Raw genomic sequence first — 16,981 nt, 5'->3', positions numbered from 1 at the left:
CTGGTTCGTCTCACCGGCAGGTGAGGCGCAGGATCTCCGGGATGACGAGACCGCCGAAATAGGCTTCGCCCGGTTCCGGGGCAACGGAGATCTCGCAGTCGCCAGGCGTGCCGGAGACGACGGCGGGGAGTTCCGGGTCAAAGCGAAAGGCAATTGTGAAGTCGCGATCGCGCAGCATCAGCGAGAGCGACTGGCCATCCAGCGGCAGTGCAGTCGGCCAGCGATAGTCCGCCGCAATCGTAACCTGGCCGGTTGCGAGATCGACACGGACCGAGGCTGCGGGTGGCAGGTTCACGGCCTCGGGTCCAAACCTTGCCTCCAGGAAAAAGCCCCGGGACGAGAGGCGGTCGCCCAGTTCGCGGGTGAGTGCCGCATGCTCCGCATCGGAAAGCGTGCCGTCATGGTCCTTGTCGAAGCGTGAGGCCAGCCGGCGGCTGGTGGCCTGATCGAAACCGAGGATCTGTGTGAGGCCGGTCAGGCGGTTTCCGTCGAGATGGAAGACAAGGCGTGCCGAGGCTGCAACATCCGGATGCGCTGTGGCCGGCGCGGCGAACAGAAAAAGAGCAAGAGGAAGAGCGGCGTAAAGGCAATTTGGCTTCACCGGACCAGCGCCTCCGACGCAAACGACCGAGGCAGGGGTGGAAAGTCTGGCGGTGACAGCTGAGTCTCGCGCCCGGCGAGGAAAGCTCCGCCGTAGAGGAGAGCAACGGCCAGCATCCAGCTTCCGCCGATCCGGGTGGCGATGGTGAAGCCGGTGTTGCGGATTTGAGATGCCGGCCAAGCAATCGAGAGAATGGTCAGGGCCTGCAGGAGGGGCGCGCTCCACCGATAGTGCTCTGCGAAGAGCACGGGATCGCCAAGCCGCGTTGCGGTCGCAAGGGCTATGCCTGCGAGAGCAAAGACGGGAAGGCAGACGACAGGCCGGAACCTCGGTGAGAGGATGAGCGCGAACCCCACCAGCGCGCAGGAGATCGGCCCGGCGAGAAAGAGATGGGGTGCGGCACCGGGCACGGGCGCCATCCAGCCATAGACCGTTTCGCGATACCAGAAGCCTGCGAGGTTCCCGAGGACCATGCAGAGCATACTCGCCATGGCCCAACGTCCCGGTAGCTGCCCGAGCAACACGCCAAGCCCGACGAGCGGAAGCAGGACCTCGACGCTCGCGATGGCGGCATAGGCCGATGTGCCGTCCGATAATCCGGGCAACAGGAACAGAGCGCCGGCAACCGCGCCTGCCAGAAGTGGCAGCAGCGAAAGCAGGCGTATTGCAGATAGCGGCATCAGGCGACGAGGAAGTAGACGCCGCCGAGGCCGATCAATCCGCCGAGCGCTCTCGCCATCTGCCCGCCCTGGATACGCTGGAAGCCGAGACCGACGGCAATGCCGGCGAGATGGATCAGGCCGGTTGCGACCACGAAGCCTAGCGCATAGGAGGCAGGATCAGCCGCACCCGGCAGTTCCGCGCCATGGGCATAGCCATGGAAGATCGCGAAGACACCGATCACAGCCACGGCCAACCATTCCGGCGGGCGCCAGAGGAAGGCGATTGCGGCTCCGAGGACGATGATCGAAAGGGCGATACCGCTTTCGACAGCCGGGAGGGGGACGCCGGCGATCCCCATCATGCCGCCGACGACCATGATCAGCGGAAAGGCGATCGGCAGGCTCCAGACGGAACGACCGCCCATTTGCGCGCCCCAGAGGCCGACACAGAACATGGCCAGCATGTGGTCGAGTCCCGACAGCGGATGCTCGAAACCATGGAGGAAGCCGCCTCCCTCACCCGCCAGGACATGCGCTTCAGCTGCGGTGGGCAAGGCCATTGCCAGAACGGCAAGGCCGAGAAGAGGTGTCAGTCGGTTGAGCGACATGGGTTTCTCCGAAACGCGATGATGACCCGGCTTGGGTGCAAGAGGATCACGCCGTGCGTCATGCGACGCGGCTCGGCCTGACTATATCCGAATCGTGTGAGACTGTAGATGGGAAAGTGTTCGCGCGGAGGCCGCCCTGTCGTCGGTTCTTCGTGCCGAGGACCAATGCAGCTAGAGCCGGAGCAGCGAATATGGCGCGCCCTTCTCATTTCCCCTTTTTGCGCGCCCTGGCAAGCGGTGCCTCTCGTCTTTTCGCGGGCCTGTCCCTCGGCCTCCTTCTCCTGCCCTCGGCGGCCAATGCGCATGTCATGGATGGTCCGCTTGGCGGCTTCGGCTCGGGGTTCGGCCACCCGCTCGCCGGGCCTGACCATTTCCTTGCCATGCTCGCCGTCGGCCTCTGGGGTGCCCAGATCGGGGGCCGGACCGTCTGGACGCTGCCGGCAACCTTCCCGATGATCATGTGCGTCGGCGGCGTCCTGGGAATGCTCGGCATCCTGCCGACGGATATCGTTCAGGTCGGCATCGCGCTCTCCGTGCTGGTGCTCGGCGGCGTGATCGCGGCCAATTGGAAGGCGCCGGAATGGGTAGCGCTTCTGCTGATTTCGATCTTCGCCATCCTGCACGGCATTCCGCATGGCGTTCTCGCACCCCGCGCCACGGATCCCGCAGCCTTTACCGTGGGTTTCGTGGTCTCGACAGGTGTCATCCATGTGATCGGGATTGCGATCGGCGCGGCGCTGAAGCTGATCGCCGGCGGCAGACTGGTTCAGGGCCTCGGTGCGGCGATTGCGCTGGCGGGCCTCTGGTTTCTGTTGGCTCCAGCGGCGGCCTAAATGGGCTGACGCCCTGCGACACAAGCGTTTTGCTGCATCGCGATCGCATGGTTTCTGTTGACAAACCCTGATCAAACCGCACAAACCACGGCACCGGCCGCGACCGCCTTTATCGGCGCGGCCCGCGCAACCGTGAACAGCTCAGGCACAGGCTCTCCATGACCACGAATACCGCACTGCTCGACTTCCAGATCGTTCCAAATGCCTCGCCCATGCCCGAAGCAGAGCGGCTGCAGGCCTTCGAAAACCTGGGCTTTGGAACGCTGTTCACCGACCACATGGCGGTGGTGCACTGGCATGTCGACAAGGGCTGGCACAGCCCGGAGGTTACGGCCCGCAAGCCGTTCCAGGTCGATCCGGCCGCTAGCGTCCTGCATTACGCTCAGGAAATCTTCGAGGGCATGAAGGCCTACAAGGGTGCGGACGGCCGCATCACGCTGTTCCGCCCGGAAGAGAACGCCCGCCGTTTCAACAAGTCGGCCGAGCGCATGGCGATGCCGGACGTGCCAGAAGAACTCTTTCTGAAGGCGGTAGAGGAACTGGTGAAGATCGACGCCAAGTGGGTGCCGGAAGGCGAAGGCAGCCTTTATCTGCGCCCCTTCATGTTCGCCAGCGAAGCCTTCCTCGGCGTTCGCCCGTCGCGTGAATATGTCTTCTGCGTCATCGCCTCGCCTGTCGGTCCCTACTTCAAGGGCGGCAGCAAGCCGGTGACACTGTGGGTCAGCGAGCACTACACCCGCGCGGCACCGGGCGGCACGGGCGCTGCGAAGTGCGGCGGCAATTATGCGGCAAGCCTTCTCGCCCAGAAGGAAGCCGCCAGCCGCGGCTGCGACCAGGTGGTCTTCCTCGACGCGGCCGAGCACAAGTGGATCGAAGAGCTGGGCGGCATGAACGTCTTCTTCGTGATGGACGACAATACCGTCGTAACACCGCCGTTGTCGGGCACGATCCTGCCGGGCATCACGCGCAACTCGATCATGCAGCTTGCGAATGAAAACGGCCTCAAGGTCATCGAGCGCCCGTACTCGTTCGATGAATGGATGGCGGATGCGCGCAGCGGCAAGCTGCGCGAGGCCTTTGCCTGCGGCACGGCTGCTGTGGTGGCCGCCATCGGGACCGTACGCCATCCCGGCGGCGAGTTTGTCATCGGCAATGCCGGCACCGGCATCGAGACCGAAAAGCTGCGCAACCAGCTGACCGGCATCCAGCGCGGATCTGTCGCCGACACGCATGGCTGGGTGAAGGAAGTCATGCGCGCCTGATGCGGCGGCTTTCCGAATGATCCTCAGGCCCCGTCATGGCAGCATGGCGGGGCTTTTTCGTCGGTGACGACGTCTACCTTTCAAACTGGAGTGACGGCATGAGGGATGAGCATGCAGGATCCACCATCGGGCTGCCACGGCGGATCGCCATGGCAACGATGCACGGCAAGGAGCGTGTGCTGCGGCCAAGCTTTGCCGAGATCGGGATCGAGCTGGTCATGCCTTCAGATCTCGATACCGATCAATTCGGCACCTTCACCCGCGAGCGCCCGCGGGCGGGCACGATGCTGGAGGCGGCGCGCGCGAAAGCCACCGCCGCGATTGAGGCGACCGGTCTCAAGGCGGCGCTTGCCAGCGAGGGCGCCTATGGGCCGCATCCGACGGTTCCCTTTCTCGCCGCGGGACGCGAATTGCTGCTTTTTGTCGATGCCGCTCAGGGTTTCGAGGTGGCGGAGATGACGATCGACGAGGATCCGAGCTTCGGCCATTGTCAGGTAGCGTCGGTGGACGAGGCTTCAGACTTTCTGCGCAGGATCGGGTTTCCGCAGCAAGGTGTGATCGTCGCGCCGGCGGGCAAGCTTCTGCAACCGGTGGCGAAGGGCATTTGTAACCTCGACGAACTCGACGACGCGATCCTCGCCACCGCTCGGCAATCCGAGACCGGTGAGGCGCATATCGAGACCGACATGCGCGCCTTCATGAACCCGCGCCGGATGGAGGTGATCGGCAGGCTCGGCACATCGCTGACGGCGCGCCTGGCGACGCTCTGCCCGCATTGCCGGCATCCGGGCTGGGGACGCGTCCGAACCGAGCGTGGCCTGCCCTGCAGCCTCTGCGGCAGCCCGACCTCCCTGCCCCGCCATGATGTGTTCGGCTGCGTTTCCTGCGACGCGGAGGAGACGCATGCGCTTTCTGCCGGCGCGCTCGCCGATCCGAGCCATTGTCCGCTCTGCAATCCGTGACCGGCGCGGCCGGGCAGCCTCGGGCTTTCAGTGATGTGCGGACTGCGCAAGATAGGGACGCATGCGGCTGCTGACGGCGGCGGTTCTCCAGTTGTGGATGCGCGCGCCGATTTTGACACCCCTTCGCCAGATGACCTCGGCATGAAGCACACCGAAGCGCTCGCAATGCAGGACGAAAGCTTCGCGGTCGGCAAGCATCAGGCTTTCCGTCAGTTCGAGCTTCAGTCCCTTGGGGCTCCAGTCCGAAATCAGGCCGCGAAAATGACAGCCGAACATCAGTACCAGCGAGCTCAGCTCACAGGCCTGCCGGATCTCGTGTCGTCGCTCCATCAAGAACCTCCGTTTGGATGAAGCGACCAGATCAGCAAACGCTCGCCGACGAAAGGCGAGACTGTTGAAAGCCTTGCATTCGGGTAAACGGAATCGGTCGCATTTGACCTATCTGGACGGCACGATGACGCAGCCGGTGACCGTCACGATGACATTCTTTGGGAGGAGAAAGAAAATGGTACGGTTGAGTGGAGTTGAACCACTGACCTCAGGTGCCACAAACCTGCGCTCTAACCAACTGAGCTACAACCGCACATGACCGCGTCGCTGACGCCGTTGAGGGGTCACATACGAGCAGACGGATTTTTTTTCAAGCCCTTTCTGCGCATCCTGTGAAAAGGCCTGGTTCATAAAAAAGACCGGGCTTGATGCCCGGCCCACTATCCTGGGGAGGATTTTCGTTTTGCGTCAGGCGATCAGGCGACCTTCAGCGAGGACATTGCCTTTTCGGCTGCTTCCTTGCCCGGCTTGGCAACGGTTTCGGCAACCTTCTTGGCGGTTTCCTGCATGGCCTTGGCCTGCTCGATGGTCACTTCAGCCTGCTTGCGGATGAAAGCGGTCTGCAGCTCGACGAGTTCCGCAACCGACTTCACGCCGAGGAGCGCTTCCATGTGGGACAGCGAAAGGTCGGCATTGGTGCGCATCGCGTCGATGGCCTTGAGACCGAGTTCGACCGTGCCGGCCTGAGCCGTCTGTACAGTCGATTCCATGGTCTTGGTGGCTTCTTCGGTCGCAGCCTTCATCTTGGCATAAGCTTCCTTGGACTGAGCAGCGCCCTTTTCGGCGAAGTCGCGGAAGCTTTCCTGCATCTTGGACGGGTCGAAGGTCGAGAAAGAGAACATATCCTTGGCATTCATGGTGCATTTCCTCTCGTTACGGGATCTGAACGACCCCTCGTGTTTCACTCATGAAGCTTATATAACACCGCTTATTGTGCATTGCAACATGATTGTGCGCCGCACAATTAGATTTTCTGCATGTTGATAAGCCGGCCGGATTAACCTTATCAATCGAAAGCCTCCCCACTTTCTGGACCCAAGGGCACTGCCTAGCTATTAAAAATCTGTTAATTTGCTTGCAGGCCATGAAACGACAGGTCCAGGAATGCCCGCTCAATATCCCTTCATCGACGTCGCCGTGCACGACCTCATCCGCCCGCGGCTGGCGCGTGGCGAGGCGCTCGTGCTGTTTGCGCCGGGACCGGAGCGGGTGCTGTGGTGCAATGGTGCGGGCGCGCGCTTCTTCGGCAGCGCCTCGCTCTACGACTTTCTCGAGGAAGGCCCCAATCGCAGCGACATCACCTTCCGCCAGATCGAGACGGTCGCCGGCCAGCTCTCTGCCGTCGGTGACAGCCGCAGCCTGATGCTGCGGATCAATTCCGGTTTCCAGAACGTGCCGGTCACGGCGACGGCGGACTGCATCGAGATCCGCAAGGGTGAGCCGGCGATCCTGCTCGCGGTGCCGCCCTTGAAACGCAACGACGGCAATCTGAGGCAGCTCGCCCAGGAGCTGATGAGCGGCTTCGACGACCCGGATACGCATATGGCCGTGCTTGATGGCGACGGCGGCCTGATCGCAAGCTCCGAGGGTTTTGCCGGTCTCGGGATCACGCCGCAGACAGCGCGGATGCTGGTGAACCTCGTCGAGGCCGATGCCGACCGGCTGGTCAAGCGTCCGATCCCGACGGGCCGTGGCTATCTGCCCGCTGCCATCGGAAAGATCGCCGACGAGCCCGGTCTGCATCTCCTCTTCACCGTCGAAACGATTCTCGGCCAGATGGATCCGAGCGGCGATTTCGCCGATGCGCCGGACGAGGATCTGCCGACGGCGATCGCCGAACCGGTGCGCGCCGACGACACGGTCGAAGACGATGTCGATCAGCAGACGGCTGAAACGCCTGAGCCGGAGACCGCGTTCGACGCGGAGGAGCTGCCCTCGGCTGCGGCTCCGTTCGAGAGCGTGATTGCCGCGCTCGGCGACATCGAGGAAATCGTGCCGTCGACGGACGAACTCGATGAGATGGACGACGCCGAGGAAGTGGCATCGGAGGATTACAGCGAGGCTGATGACACGTCCCAGACCGCGGACGACGCAGCTGCAGAGACGGCGGACGAGCCGGCCACTGCCGTCGAGCCGGTCGCAGAGCCTGAGCCAGATCCGGTCCCAGCAGCCGAGGCAGTTCACGCTGTCGCGCCGTCACGTCCTGCAGCGCAGATCAAGTCGACGTCTGCCGTCGCCGACGGCGAAGCCTTCGTGTTCAGCCAGAACCGTCGTGCCACGCGCTTCGTCTGGAAGATCGATGCCGAAGGCCGCTTCAGCGAGGTCTCCTCAGAGTTCGCGCAGGCCGTAGGCCCGCGCGCAGCCGACATCAATGGCGTCGCCTTTTCCGATCTCGCGGCTCTCTTCAACCTCGACCCCGAGGGCAAGATCGGCGAATTGCTGAAAAAGCGGGATACGTGGTCCGGCAAGACGATCTACTGGCCCGTCGAAGGGACGCGGCTCGTCGTACCCGTCGATCTCGCGGCTCTGCCGACCTATACCCGCAACCGCGACTTCGATGGTTTCCGCGGCTTCGGCATCGTGCGTGTCGCCGATGCCATCGAGGATCCCGATGCGATCGGCATGACCTTCGTGCATCAGGCGGAAACGGTGGACGCGGTTTCCGATGAGCCGGTGCTGCGCGACAGCGATCGCGAAGAGGAGCTCGCGGAATTCCTGAGCGAACTCAGCGAAGGGGAAACACATCCGCCGGAGGATTTCGTCGAGGACCAGATCGCGGAAGAGGGAGAGCAGACCCTTAAGGCTTTGGTCGACGACGCAGATGACGCGCAGGATGCCGACGAGGCAGAGACCGCGACGGCCGTCGACCCCGCGCCTGAAAGCCCCAGTGACAGCCCGGTCTCCAGGACGTCGGGTTTCGAGCCGCCGGTTCTTCGCGTGATGGAACCGCGCAAGCCCAGCCTGCCGGACAAGGTCGTTCATCTGCAGGACCACCGCACCCGTCAGCGCGACAGTCTGACGCCCGGGGAACAGGCGGCGTTCCAGGAAATCGCGCGCAAGCTCGATCCGCTCGGGCTTCGCGCCAAGGTCGAGCAGTCGCTGACCCCTACGGAGCCGCCGGCGCTGCGCAGCGAACCGGCGCCTCAGCCGCCGAAGGCACCCGAAGCGCCTCAACCGGCAGAACCGATCGCCGTGGTTCCGACGCCGCCGTCCGAACCTGCCCCTGTTACGGTCGAAGAGCCTGCTCTGCCGGCGATGGCAACGATTGCCGGGCATGAACGCGGCACGGGCAAGCGGGAACGCAGTCTGACAGCCGACATCGTCGATCTGATGCCGGTGGCGCTTCTCGTTCATGTCGGCGACCGTCTGATCCATGCCAATCCGGAATTCTTCAACCTCACCGGCTACAAGACATTGGCCGAGCTCGAAGAAGTCGGCGGTCTCGACACGCTGATCCAGCGCCGCGATCTCGAGACGCCCGGCGACGAAGCGGGTCAGGTCGTGGCTCTGTGCGCCGACGATCGCCTGCTGCCGGTGACGGCACGGTTGCAGTCGGTGCGTTTCGACGACACGAGCGCGCTGATGCTGGCGCTGATCGCGCAGCCGGAACTTGCCGCACAGCCAGAGACGCCGGCTGAGCCCGTGGGCGAAATCGCTGCGGTACCTGCTGCGGCGCCGGCCTCGGCAGGCGAACTGGCGCGGCTGAAGGTCGAAGTCGACGAGCTGCGCTCGATCCTGGAAACGGCGACCGATGGCGTGGTGATCCTCGATTCCGACGGTGATATCCGCTCCATGAACCGGGCGGCGAGCGCGCTGTTCAACTTCGATGACATGGAAACCCGCGGCAAGCCTTTTGTCATGCTGTTTGCCCATGAGAGCCAGAAGTCGATCCTCGACTATCTCAACGGCCTCTCGGGCCATGGCGTGGCGAGCGTGCTGAACGACGGCCGCGAAGTCATCGGCCGTGAAGCCTCCGGTGGCTTTCTGCCGCTCTTCATGACGATCGGGAAGCTCGCCTCGTCCAACGGCTATTGCGCCGTGATCCGCGACATCACGCAGTGGAAGCGCACGGAAGAAGAGTTGCGCAACGCCAAGCGTGCGGCCGAGACGGCCAATGCCCACAAGACCGATTTCCTTGCCCGCGTCAGCCACGAGATCCGTACGCCGCTCAACGCGATCATCGGCTTTGCCGACATGATGGCCAACGAGCATTTCGGTCCCGTCGGCCACCCGCGTTACGGCGAATATGCACATGACATCGTGCGCTCTGGCCGGCATGTGCTCGACATCGTCAACGACCTCCTCGACATCTCCAAGATCGAGGCCGGCGAGATGGAACTCGACTTCTCCTCGGTGGGCCTGAACGAGATGGTGCAGGCGGCCGTCGCGATCGTCCAGCCGCAGGCAAACAGCCAGCGCGTGATCATCCGCACCGCTTTGTCGCAGGCCGTTCCGAACGTCGTGGCCGACGGTCGCTCGATCAAGCAGATCGTGCTCAACATCCTCGCCAATGCGATCCGCTTCACGCCGTCCGGCGGTCAGATCATCGTGTCGTCCGCCTATGAGCCGAATGGCAGCGTCGTGCTCCGGATCCGGGATACAGGCATCGGCATGTCGCGCAGCGAACTCGAACAGGCCATGAAGCCGTTCCGCCAGGTTTCGACCGGCACGCCGCGCAATCGTGGCGACGGCACGGGCCTCGGCCTGCCGCTCACCAAGGCCATGGTCGATGCGAACCGGGCGCAGTTTGCAATTTCGTCGACGCCGAACGAAGGCACTCTGGTCGAGGTAACCTTCCCCTCGCCGCGCGTTCTGGCCGACTGAGGTCAGACGGGCGGCGCCTATCACGCGCCGCGCGGCATGGTGATTTCGAAGGCGGCACCGGTTCGGCTGTCGCCGCAGCGGCTTCGTTCGGAATGGTCACTCTGCTGTCTACGACAGGCTTGCGCGGCCAGTATCTGCCCGATAGCGTGACCACCGGCGGGTTCAATCGGAGGCGGCATCGGCATGGCAACCATCAGCGTTCTTCTCGCGATCATGATCGCGATCGGCATCGGCGCGATGAGTCCCGGACCGAGCTTTGTGCTCGTCTCGCGGATCTCCGTGGCGAATAGCCGGTTACATGGGCTTGCCGCGGCCGTGGGCATGGGAATTGGCGGAGCCTTCTTCGCGGTGCTGGCGCTGGCGGGTCTTGTCGCCCTCCTCGAAAGGGTCGAATGGCTCTATCTCGTTCTCAAATGTGCCGGCGGGCTTTACCTCGTCTATCTCGGCATCGCCATCTGGCGCGGCGCCCGCGGGCCCATGTCCGTCGGCCCATCAGACGGCCGGTTTGCGCTCTCCGTTCCACGGGCCTTCTTTCTCGGTGTTGTCACACAAGTCAGCAACCCGAAGACGGCCGTGGTCTATGCCAGCATCTTCGCAGCTCTCATGCCGCAGGAGCCGCCGCTGGCGCTCATTCTTGCCCTGCCGCCCGTGATTTTCCTCATCGAAGCCGGATGGTATGCCGTGGTGGCGATCGCCTTTTCGGCACCGCGTTCACAGCGGGCCTATCTCAGCGGGAAGCTCTGGGTCGACCGGTTGGCAGGCGCCGTGATCGCCGCGCTCGGTGTCAGGCTGATCGGGGAAAGCCTCGCGCTCCTGCGCCGGTAAGGCAGGTGTGACCCCAAGGGCAGGTTTTCATTGCCGGCGCTTTGGGCTAGAGGAGAGCCATTCCCGCTTTCGCAAGGGCCGATACCTTGTCCACACTGCCGCGCCCGGGCACAGCCCACTCCGCCATTTCCTCCGGCGCACCCGCCGGGAAGCGCTTCGGTTCTGCCACGATTGCAGCGCTTGTCGCGGCTGCGATCGTCTCGATGCCGATCATTGCGATCTTCGTCATCGGGTTCTCGGCGGATCCGGACAACTGGCAGCACATGATGACGAATGTCATCCCGCGGGCCGGGGTGCGGACCTTCTGGCTGCTCTTCTTCACGGGCCTCGTCACGGCGGTCGTCGGCATCGGTTGCGCCTGGCTGGTTGCGGCCTGCGAATTTCCGCTGCGGCGTTTTCTGTCACCGGCGCTGGTGCTGCCGCTGGCGATCCCCTCCTATCTCGCAGCTTATGCCTTCGGCGAGTTTCTCGACTTTACCGGTCCGGTGCAGACGGGCTACCGGGCGCTCTTCGGCTTCACCTCGTCCCGCGAGTACAGTTTCTTCGACGTGAAGTCGCTGACGGGTGCCGTCCTGGTTATGTCCGCGGTGCTTTACCCTTACGTCTATCTCGCCTGCCGCTCGATGTTCCTGATGCAGGGCCGCGCGGCAGCGGATGTGGCCCGCACGCTCGGGTCCAGTCCGTTGCGGGTTTTTGCCCGCATCCAGGTGCCGATGGCGCGGCCGGCCATCATGATCGGCCTGACGCTGGTGATGATGGAGACGTTGAACGATATCGGTGCGGTCGAATATCTCGGCGTGCAAACGCTGACCTTCTCGGTCTATGACACCTGGCTCAACCGCGGAAGCCTGGCGGGTGCCGCACAGATCGCCTGCGTGATGCTGGTGATCGTGGCGGGTCTCCTGATCATCGAACGCATGGCCCGGCGTCAGCAGCGGTTCACCAGCCACAAGACAACAGCGGTGGTGCCGGATGCGGTCAGGCTTCGCCTGTCCGGCATCAAGGCAGTGCTGGCGACCTTGTTCTGCTCGATCCCGATCCTGGTCGGCTTCTTCGTCCCCGTCTTCGTGCTTGGCGGCTTTGCCTGGCGACGGCTTGAAGATTTCCTCGAACCGCGCCTGCTCGATGCGCTCTGGCATTCGACGCTGGTATCCTCATCGGCCGCGCTGATCACCGTCTTGCTCGCCTTTGTGCTCTCCTATGCCGCGCGCACGGATCGTTCGCGTCTCGCCAAGGGTGCCGGGCGGCTTGCGGCGCTCGGTTACGGCATTCCCGGCACGGTGCTGGGCATCGGCGTGCTGATCCCGCTTGCGGCCTTCGACAACGCGCTCGACGGCTGGCTGCGACAGAACCTCGGGCTGTCGACGGGCCTTCTGCTCTCCGGCACGGGATTTGCCATCGTCTATGCCTATACGGTGCGCTTCCTGACCATGGCGGAAGGCACGATCGATGCCGGTTTCCAGAAGCTGTCGCCACATCTCGATATGGCGGCGCGCACGCTCGGTCGATCGGGGCTGCAGACGTTGCGACAGGTGCTCTTGCCCAATCTCAGGCCCGCCGTCCTGACCGCCGCCTTGCTGGTCTTCATCGAGACCCTGAAGGAGCTTTCGGCGACGATCCTGCTGCGCCCCTTCAACTTCAACACGCTGGCGACCCTCGTCTATGAAGACGCCTCGCGCGGCATGGCGCAGGATGCTTCCGTGGCTGCGATGATTATCATCGCGGCAGGGCTCATTCCGGTGATCCTGGTATCGCGCTCACTCGACGAAAAGCGCTGATCTCAAGCGCTCAGACGAAAAAAAGGGCGGCCGGAGCCGCCCTTAGTCAATGCTGTCGAACCGGAGCAATAGAGCGATCGACATTTTGTCGGAGGCAGAGCCTCGCTGCGTTTGATCGCGCATCTCCAAGTTGGCGCCAGTCTTGCCGAATGCCAGTTAAGAGAACCTTACCGCCCGGCCTCCGCCGCTACCCCACATTTGAGGTATTGTCCTGAAATTGCAGCGTTTCGGGACAAAAAAGAGGTCAGGACCTGAGCTGTGGCAGATCGGCGAACAGGGCCAGCGCTTCAGGATTGGCGAGCGCTTCCTTGTTCTTCACCGGGCGGCCATGGACGACCTCGCGGACCGCGAGTTCGACGATCTTGCCCGACTTGGTGCGGGGGATGTCTTCGACCTGAATGATCTTGGCGGGCACATGGCGGGGCGAGGCGCCGGTGCGGATCCGGGTCTTGATCTTCTTGTCGAGCTCCTCGGTCAGGGTGATGCCGGGTGCAAGGCGAACGAAGAGGATCACCCGCACGTCGTCTTCCCAGTCCTGGCCAATGCAGAGCGCTTCGACCACCTCGTCGAGTTGTTCGACCTGGTTATAGATCTCTGCCGTGCCGATGCGCACGCCGCCCGGATTGAGCGTTGCATCCGAGCGCCCATGGATGACCAGGCCGTCATGCTCGGTCCATTCGGCGAAATCGCCGTGGCACCAGGTGTTCTCGAAGCGATCGAAATAGGCGGAGCGATACTTTGCTCCGTCAGGGTCGTTCCAGAACATCACCGGCATGGACGGGAAAGCCTTGGTGCAGACGAGCTCGCCCTTTTCGCCGCGCACGGGCTTGCCTTCATCGTCCCAGACATCGACGGCAAGGCCGAGGCCCGGACCCTGGATCTCACCGCGCCAGACGGGCTTCAAGGGATTGCCGAGCACGAAGCAGGAGACGATGTCGGTGCCGCCCGAAATCGATGCGAGCTGGATATCGTCCTTGATGCCTTCATAGACGAAGGAGAAGCCTTCCGGCGACAGCGGCGAACCGGTCGACGTCATCAGCCTCAGGCTGGACAGATCATGGGTGACCTTCGGCGTCAGGCCGCCCTTGCGAACTGCGTCGATATATTTGGCGGATGTGCCGAAGATCGCGAACTTCTCTTCCGCGGCATAGTCGAAGAGGACATTGCCGTCCGGGTAGAAGGGCGAGCCGTCATAGAGGCAGAGCGTTGCGCCGCAGGCGAGACCGGATACCAGCCAGTTCCACATCATCCAGCCGCAGGTGGTGAAATAGAACAGCTTCTCGCCCGCCTGGAGGCCACAATGGAAACGGTGCTCCTTGAGGTGCTGCAGAAGGGTGCCGCCAGCCGAATGCACGATGCATTTCGGCACGCCCGTCGTGCCCGACGAGAAGAGTATGTAGATCGGATGCGAGAAGGGAAGCCGCTTGTATTCGATCTCCTTCACCGAGTAGTCGGCGATGAACTGATCGAAACTGCGGCCATCGGCGAGCCGTTCCAGCAGAGCCGGGGTGTCGCCGGCATAGGGAACGACGAGGACCGGCACGTTGAGCTTTAATGAGACTGCCACGACCTTGTCGGCGACATCCTGCCGCTTGCCGTTGTACCAGTAGCCGTCGCAGGCGATGAAGAGCTTGGGTTCGATCTGGCCAAAGCGGTCCAGTACGCCCTGATCGCCGAAATCGGGCGAGCAGGAGGACCAGATGGCGCCTGTCGACGTGACCGCCAGCATGAGCGCGACCGTCTCGGGCATGTTGGGCATCATGGCGGCAACGCGATCGCCCTCGCCGATGCCCATGGCGGTCAGCGCCTGCTGAAGCCGAGAGACGGTTGCCGTCAGGCGGGTCCAGGACCAGCGGTCTGCAGCCTTGTTCTCTCCGTGGAAGACGAGGGCATCCCCCTCGCCCGCATGCGCCAGGAGATTTTCGGCAAAGTTCAAGCGGGCTTCGGGGAAGAAACGAGCCTTGAGCATGTCGTCGCCATCGGCAAGTGCGGTCTCCCCTTTATCGCCGATCACGCCACAGTAATCCCAGACCGCCGACCAGAAGGACGCCCGGTCTTCGACGGACCAGCGATAGAAGTCGTCATAGTCGGAAAAGCTGCGACCGGTGCGCTCGGCACACCATGCCATGAACTGGCTGAGCGGCTGTGTCGCCTTGAAGGCTTCCGAGGGTGTCCAAAGGGCTTGCTGTCCGGTCATGCTGATCCTCCTCATCACAGAGGTCATCCTATAACATGCCGCAATGCAATATACAGACGCGAAGACCTTGGAATATCGTCTGAGGTTTGCGCCGGTGGGGAAATTCCTATATCCGCCGGAGTGACTTGATGAAAAACGCGGGATCCCTCACCGGCATGCGCAACACAGGGCGTCACGTTCAGCCTGAAGGAAGTTCTTCCAGACCGCCAGGCAGCCGTCGCCGAGGCGCGCTCAAGCTCGGGATTTTTCTTGCGCTCGCCTTCGTCCTGGTTTCGGTCGCGCTGCGGCTGAGCGGACCCTATCTGGTTTCGAGTTCCGTCGTCCGATCCGCAATTGCCTCATCGATTGCCGTCTGGACGGGGCATGACGTCTCCATCGATGACGTTTCGGATGTGCGCTTCTGGCCGACGCCGGAAGTCACCCTGAACGGCATCGTTTTCAGCCGCACGCGTGGCCGCGAGCGGGAGGTTCTGGGCGAGGTTCAGCGCTTATCCGCAGAATTCGGATTGATCTCCGCCTTCATGGGGCGACCCGACTTCAAGACCTTCCGTCTCGAGCGGCCACGCATTCACGTCGTGCGCGGCGCAGACGGTGGTCTCGACTGGACCGAGGAAGGCCTGCTCAGCGAAGCGGTTCGAGCTGCACTCGATAGCAGCGCGGATGGCGGATCCGAAAACAACTCCGGCGACGTAGAAATCGGCAGCGTGGACATCGTCGACGGTGAGTTCACGTTCACCGATGCGGCAAGTGCCGCATCCCTCACCGCCCGCGCGGTGAACGCGACCATCGACTGGAGCGATCTCTCAGCGCCCTTGTCAGGACAGGCATCCTTTCTTGTCGATGAAAAGCCGGTATCGGTGACGCTTGATACGCCGACACCGCTCAGGCTGATCGGCGGCGCTTCGAGCCGGATCCGGACCTCGGTCACATTGCCGGGCATGCAGGCGCAGTTGCAAGGGCTGGTCGGCCTGCGCGATGCTCGCGTCGATACCCTTGATATCAATGTTCGCGTCGGAGACGTCGCGCAGGCGGCAGCGGCATTCGGCATTCGGCTCGCAGGCACCGAACGCTGGCGGACCGCTTCGCTGAATGCGCAGGTTTCGAACATGACCGACGAATGGCGCTTCGAAGGTCTGGAGTTTCAAATCAACGACAGCCGCGGCGACGGCATCCTGGCGCTCAGGCCACGCCCCGACGAAAGGCCTCTGCTGAGCGGGACGCTGGCGGTCGAGCATCTGGAGTTGGGAGACATGCTCCAAGCGCTCTCCATCCAGGTCGGCGATCGCGCCAATGTGCCTCTGCCGGCATTGACCCGCTGGATCGACGTCGACATCAGGCTCTCGGCCGACACCGCTAGCTATGAGGCCTTTCCCCTTACCGATCTCGGCGCGAGCCTGATCGCCAAACGTGACAGCGTGAGACTGGTCATCGCAGACACCCGTTTCCTCGGCGGAACGATTTCGGCGCGCCTCACGGGCAGCGGGGAGGCATTCGATCAGGGCGCCGATCTGGCGATGAACATGGAAGGCATCAACCTCGGCAGCCTTACGTCAGGCCTCGCTCTTGGTGGCGGCCCGTCGCTGAAGGGAACGGGATCTGTCAGCCTCAATGCCAAATTGCTGGGGACCGGCTGGAAGAGCAATATCGAGAGCATGTCCGGCCGTCTCCAGATTTCCTCCGACAGCGGCGAGATCCTGAATTTCGATGCGGCAGGATTGCGCAGACTGGCAACGGACCGGGCCTATTTCCAGCTGAGCGCGGCCGGCGACGGCAGCTTCGACTACGAGGCGCTTGACGTTGCCGTGCGTTTTTCGGAGGGAAGCGCAGAGGTCGAGCGGGCAAGGATTGCTACAGAAGACGAGATTCTGGAGCTGTCGGGCATCGTTCCCTACAGCCGGCAGGCACTCGCGCTGACCGGTGAACTCTCCGATGCCGATGCGCAAGCCGATACACCTTTGCGCTTTTTCATCGGCGGCGCGTGGAACGACCCGGTCATTTCGCCGATCCCCAACTCCCCCACGCCGGGGCAATAAAGGTCGCGGTCCAACCCCTGCCGACTGTTCCAATCGGAAGACCTCCGTCTAGAATGTGACGAGTCG

Annotated in this window: 13 protein-coding genes and 1 tRNA gene; 7 read left to right on the top strand and 7 right to left on the bottom strand. The window is 63.2% G+C overall.

The features are described 5' to 3' along the window. Nucleotides 1–10: 10 nt before the first annotated feature. Genes M1E12_RS00985 through M1E12_RS00975 form a run of 3 tightly spaced genes read right to left on the bottom strand, consistent with a single transcriptional unit; the run spans nt 11 to nt 1,871 of the window. Nucleotides 11–601, bottom strand: a complete 591-nt coding sequence (locus tag M1E12_RS00985) for a DUF1007 family protein (RefSeq protein ID WP_479563409.1) — start codon at nt 599–601, stop codon at nt 11–13. Then, a complete protein-coding gene (locus M1E12_RS00980) occupies nt 598–1,281 on the bottom strand; it encodes a hypothetical protein (protein ID WP_479563408.1) in 684 nt (227 codons plus the stop codon). The genes M1E12_RS00985 and M1E12_RS00980 overlap by 4 nt, the downstream gene beginning before the upstream one ends. After that, nucleotides 1,281–1,871, bottom strand: coding sequence for a HupE/UreJ family protein (locus M1E12_RS00975; RefSeq protein ID WP_479563407.1), 591 nt, complete (start codon nt 1,869–1,871; stop codon nt 1,281–1,283). The genes M1E12_RS00980 and M1E12_RS00975 overlap by 1 nt, the downstream gene beginning before the upstream one ends. Nucleotides 1,872–2,062: 191 nt before the next feature. On the opposite strand from M1E12_RS00975, the gene M1E12_RS00970 reads away from it, so the two are divergent. The 3 genes from M1E12_RS00970 (at nt 2,063) to M1E12_RS00960 (ending at nt 4,928) form a co-directional block, all read left to right on the top strand. Next, the gene (locus tag M1E12_RS00970) at nt 2,063–2,704 is read left to right on the top strand and encodes a HupE/UreJ family protein (RefSeq protein ID WP_479563406.1); all 642 of its coding nucleotides are present in this window, start codon (nt 2,063–2,065) and stop codon (nt 2,702–2,704) included. Nucleotides 2,705–2,862: 158 nt separating this feature from the next. After that, nucleotides 2,863–3,966, top strand: coding sequence for a branched-chain amino acid aminotransferase (locus tag M1E12_RS00965; RefSeq protein WP_479563405.1), 1,104 nt, complete (start codon nt 2,863–2,865; stop codon nt 3,964–3,966). Nucleotides 3,967–4,064: 98 nt separating this feature from the next. After that, nucleotides 4,065–4,928: a DUF6671 family protein gene (locus M1E12_RS00960; protein WP_479563404.1), complete on the top strand. Its 864-nt coding sequence runs from the start codon at nt 4,065–4,067 to the stop codon at nt 4,926–4,928. Between the two features lie 27 nt (nt 4,929–4,955). On the opposite strand, the gene M1E12_RS00955 is transcribed toward M1E12_RS00960, so the two are convergent. The 3 genes from M1E12_RS00955 to M1E12_RS00945 form a co-directional block, all read right to left on the bottom strand. Beyond that, on the bottom strand, nt 4,956–5,258 hold the full coding sequence (locus M1E12_RS00955; protein WP_479563403.1) for a PilZ domain-containing protein: 303 nt from the start codon (nt 5,256–5,258) through the stop codon (nt 4,956–4,958). Nucleotides 5,259–5,434: 176 nt separating this feature from the next. Next, nucleotides 5,435–5,511: transfer RNA gene (locus tag M1E12_RS00950), tRNA-His, on the bottom strand. 163 nt (nt 5,512–5,674) lie between these two features. Continuing rightward, nucleotides 5,675–6,115 (bottom strand): phasin, encoded by a 441-nt coding sequence (locus M1E12_RS00945; protein ID WP_113459831.1) that lies wholly within the window; start codon nt 6,113–6,115, stop codon nt 5,675–5,677. Nucleotides 6,116–6,362: 247 nt separating this feature from the next. Between M1E12_RS00945 and M1E12_RS00940 the strand changes: the two genes are divergently transcribed. The 3 genes from M1E12_RS00940 to M1E12_RS00930 all read left to right on the top strand — a co-directional run bounded on the left by M1E12_RS00940 (nt 6,363) and on the right by M1E12_RS00930 (nt 12,685). After that, on the top strand, nt 6,363–10,082 hold the full coding sequence (locus tag M1E12_RS00940; RefSeq protein WP_479563402.1) for an ATP-binding protein: 3,720 nt from the start codon (nt 6,363–6,365) through the stop codon (nt 10,080–10,082). A gap of 183 nt (nt 10,083–10,265) precedes the next feature. Next, nucleotides 10,266–10,907: a LysE family translocator gene (locus M1E12_RS00935; RefSeq protein ID WP_479563401.1), complete on the top strand. Its 642-nt coding sequence runs from the start codon at nt 10,266–10,268 to the stop codon at nt 10,905–10,907. Between the two features lie 203 nt (nt 10,908–11,110). After that, nucleotides 11,111–12,685: an ABC transporter permease gene (locus tag M1E12_RS00930; protein ID WP_479564789.1), complete on the top strand. Its 1,575-nt coding sequence runs from the start codon at nt 11,111–11,113 to the stop codon at nt 12,683–12,685. A gap of 244 nt (nt 12,686–12,929) precedes the next feature. Here M1E12_RS00930 and M1E12_RS00925 read toward each other — a convergent pair whose 3' ends face one another. Next, nucleotides 12,930–14,813 carry an acetoacetate--CoA ligase gene (locus M1E12_RS00925; protein ID WP_479564788.1) on the bottom strand — a complete coding sequence of 628 codons (1,884 nt, stop codon included), beginning with the start codon at nt 14,811–14,813 and terminating at the stop codon, nt 12,930–12,932. Between the two features lie 197 nt (nt 14,814–15,010). On the opposite strand from M1E12_RS00925, the gene M1E12_RS00920 reads away from it, so the two are divergent. Further along, nucleotides 15,011–16,915 (top strand): AsmA family protein, encoded by a 1,905-nt coding sequence (locus tag M1E12_RS00920; RefSeq protein WP_479563400.1) that lies wholly within the window; start codon nt 15,011–15,013, stop codon nt 16,913–16,915. Nucleotides 16,916–16,981: the final 66 nt, after the last annotated feature.

Source organism: Rhizobium sp. K33 (assembly GCF_056501445.1).
The sequence above is the reverse complement of the archived record's forward strand: the minus strand, read 5'-3'. Positions and strand labels throughout refer to the sequence as shown.

Coding starts and splice junctions, on each gene's coding strand:
- M1E12_RS00980 (WP_479563408.1), bottom strand. CDS start 1,281: ATGCCGCTATCTGCAATACGCCTGCTTTCGCTGCTGCCACTTCTGGCA.
- M1E12_RS00975 (WP_479563407.1), bottom strand. CDS start 1,871: ATGTCGCTCAACCGACTGACACCTCTTCTCGGCCTTGCCGTTCTGGCA.
- M1E12_RS00970 (WP_479563406.1), top strand. CDS start 2,063: ATGGCGCGCCCTTCTCATTTCCCCTTTTTGCGCGCCCTGGCAAGCGGT.
- M1E12_RS00965 (WP_479563405.1), top strand. CDS start 2,863: ATGACCACGAATACCGCACTGCTCGACTTCCAGATCGTTCCAAATGCC.
- M1E12_RS00960 (WP_479563404.1), top strand. CDS start 4,065: ATGAGGGATGAGCATGCAGGATCCACCATCGGGCTGCCACGGCGGATC.
- M1E12_RS00955 (WP_479563403.1), bottom strand. CDS start 5,258: ATGGAGCGACGACACGAGATCCGGCAGGCCTGTGAGCTGAGCTCGCTG.
- M1E12_RS00945 (WP_113459831.1), bottom strand. CDS start 6,115: ATGAATGCCAAGGATATGTTCTCTTTCTCGACCTTCGACCCGTCCAAG.
- M1E12_RS00940 (WP_479563402.1), top strand. CDS start 6,363: ATGCCCGCTCAATATCCCTTCATCGACGTCGCCGTGCACGACCTCATC.
- M1E12_RS00935 (WP_479563401.1), top strand. CDS start 10,266: ATGGCAACCATCAGCGTTCTTCTCGCGATCATGATCGCGATCGGCATC.
- M1E12_RS00930 (WP_479564789.1), top strand. CDS start 11,111: ATGCCGATCATTGCGATCTTCGTCATCGGGTTCTCGGCGGATCCGGAC.
- M1E12_RS00925 (WP_479564788.1), bottom strand. CDS start 14,813: ATGGCATGGTGTGCCGAGCGCACCGGTCGCAGCTTTTCCGACTATGAC.
- M1E12_RS00920 (WP_479563400.1), top strand. CDS start 15,011: ATGAAAAACGCGGGATCCCTCACCGGCATGCGCAACACAGGGCGTCAC.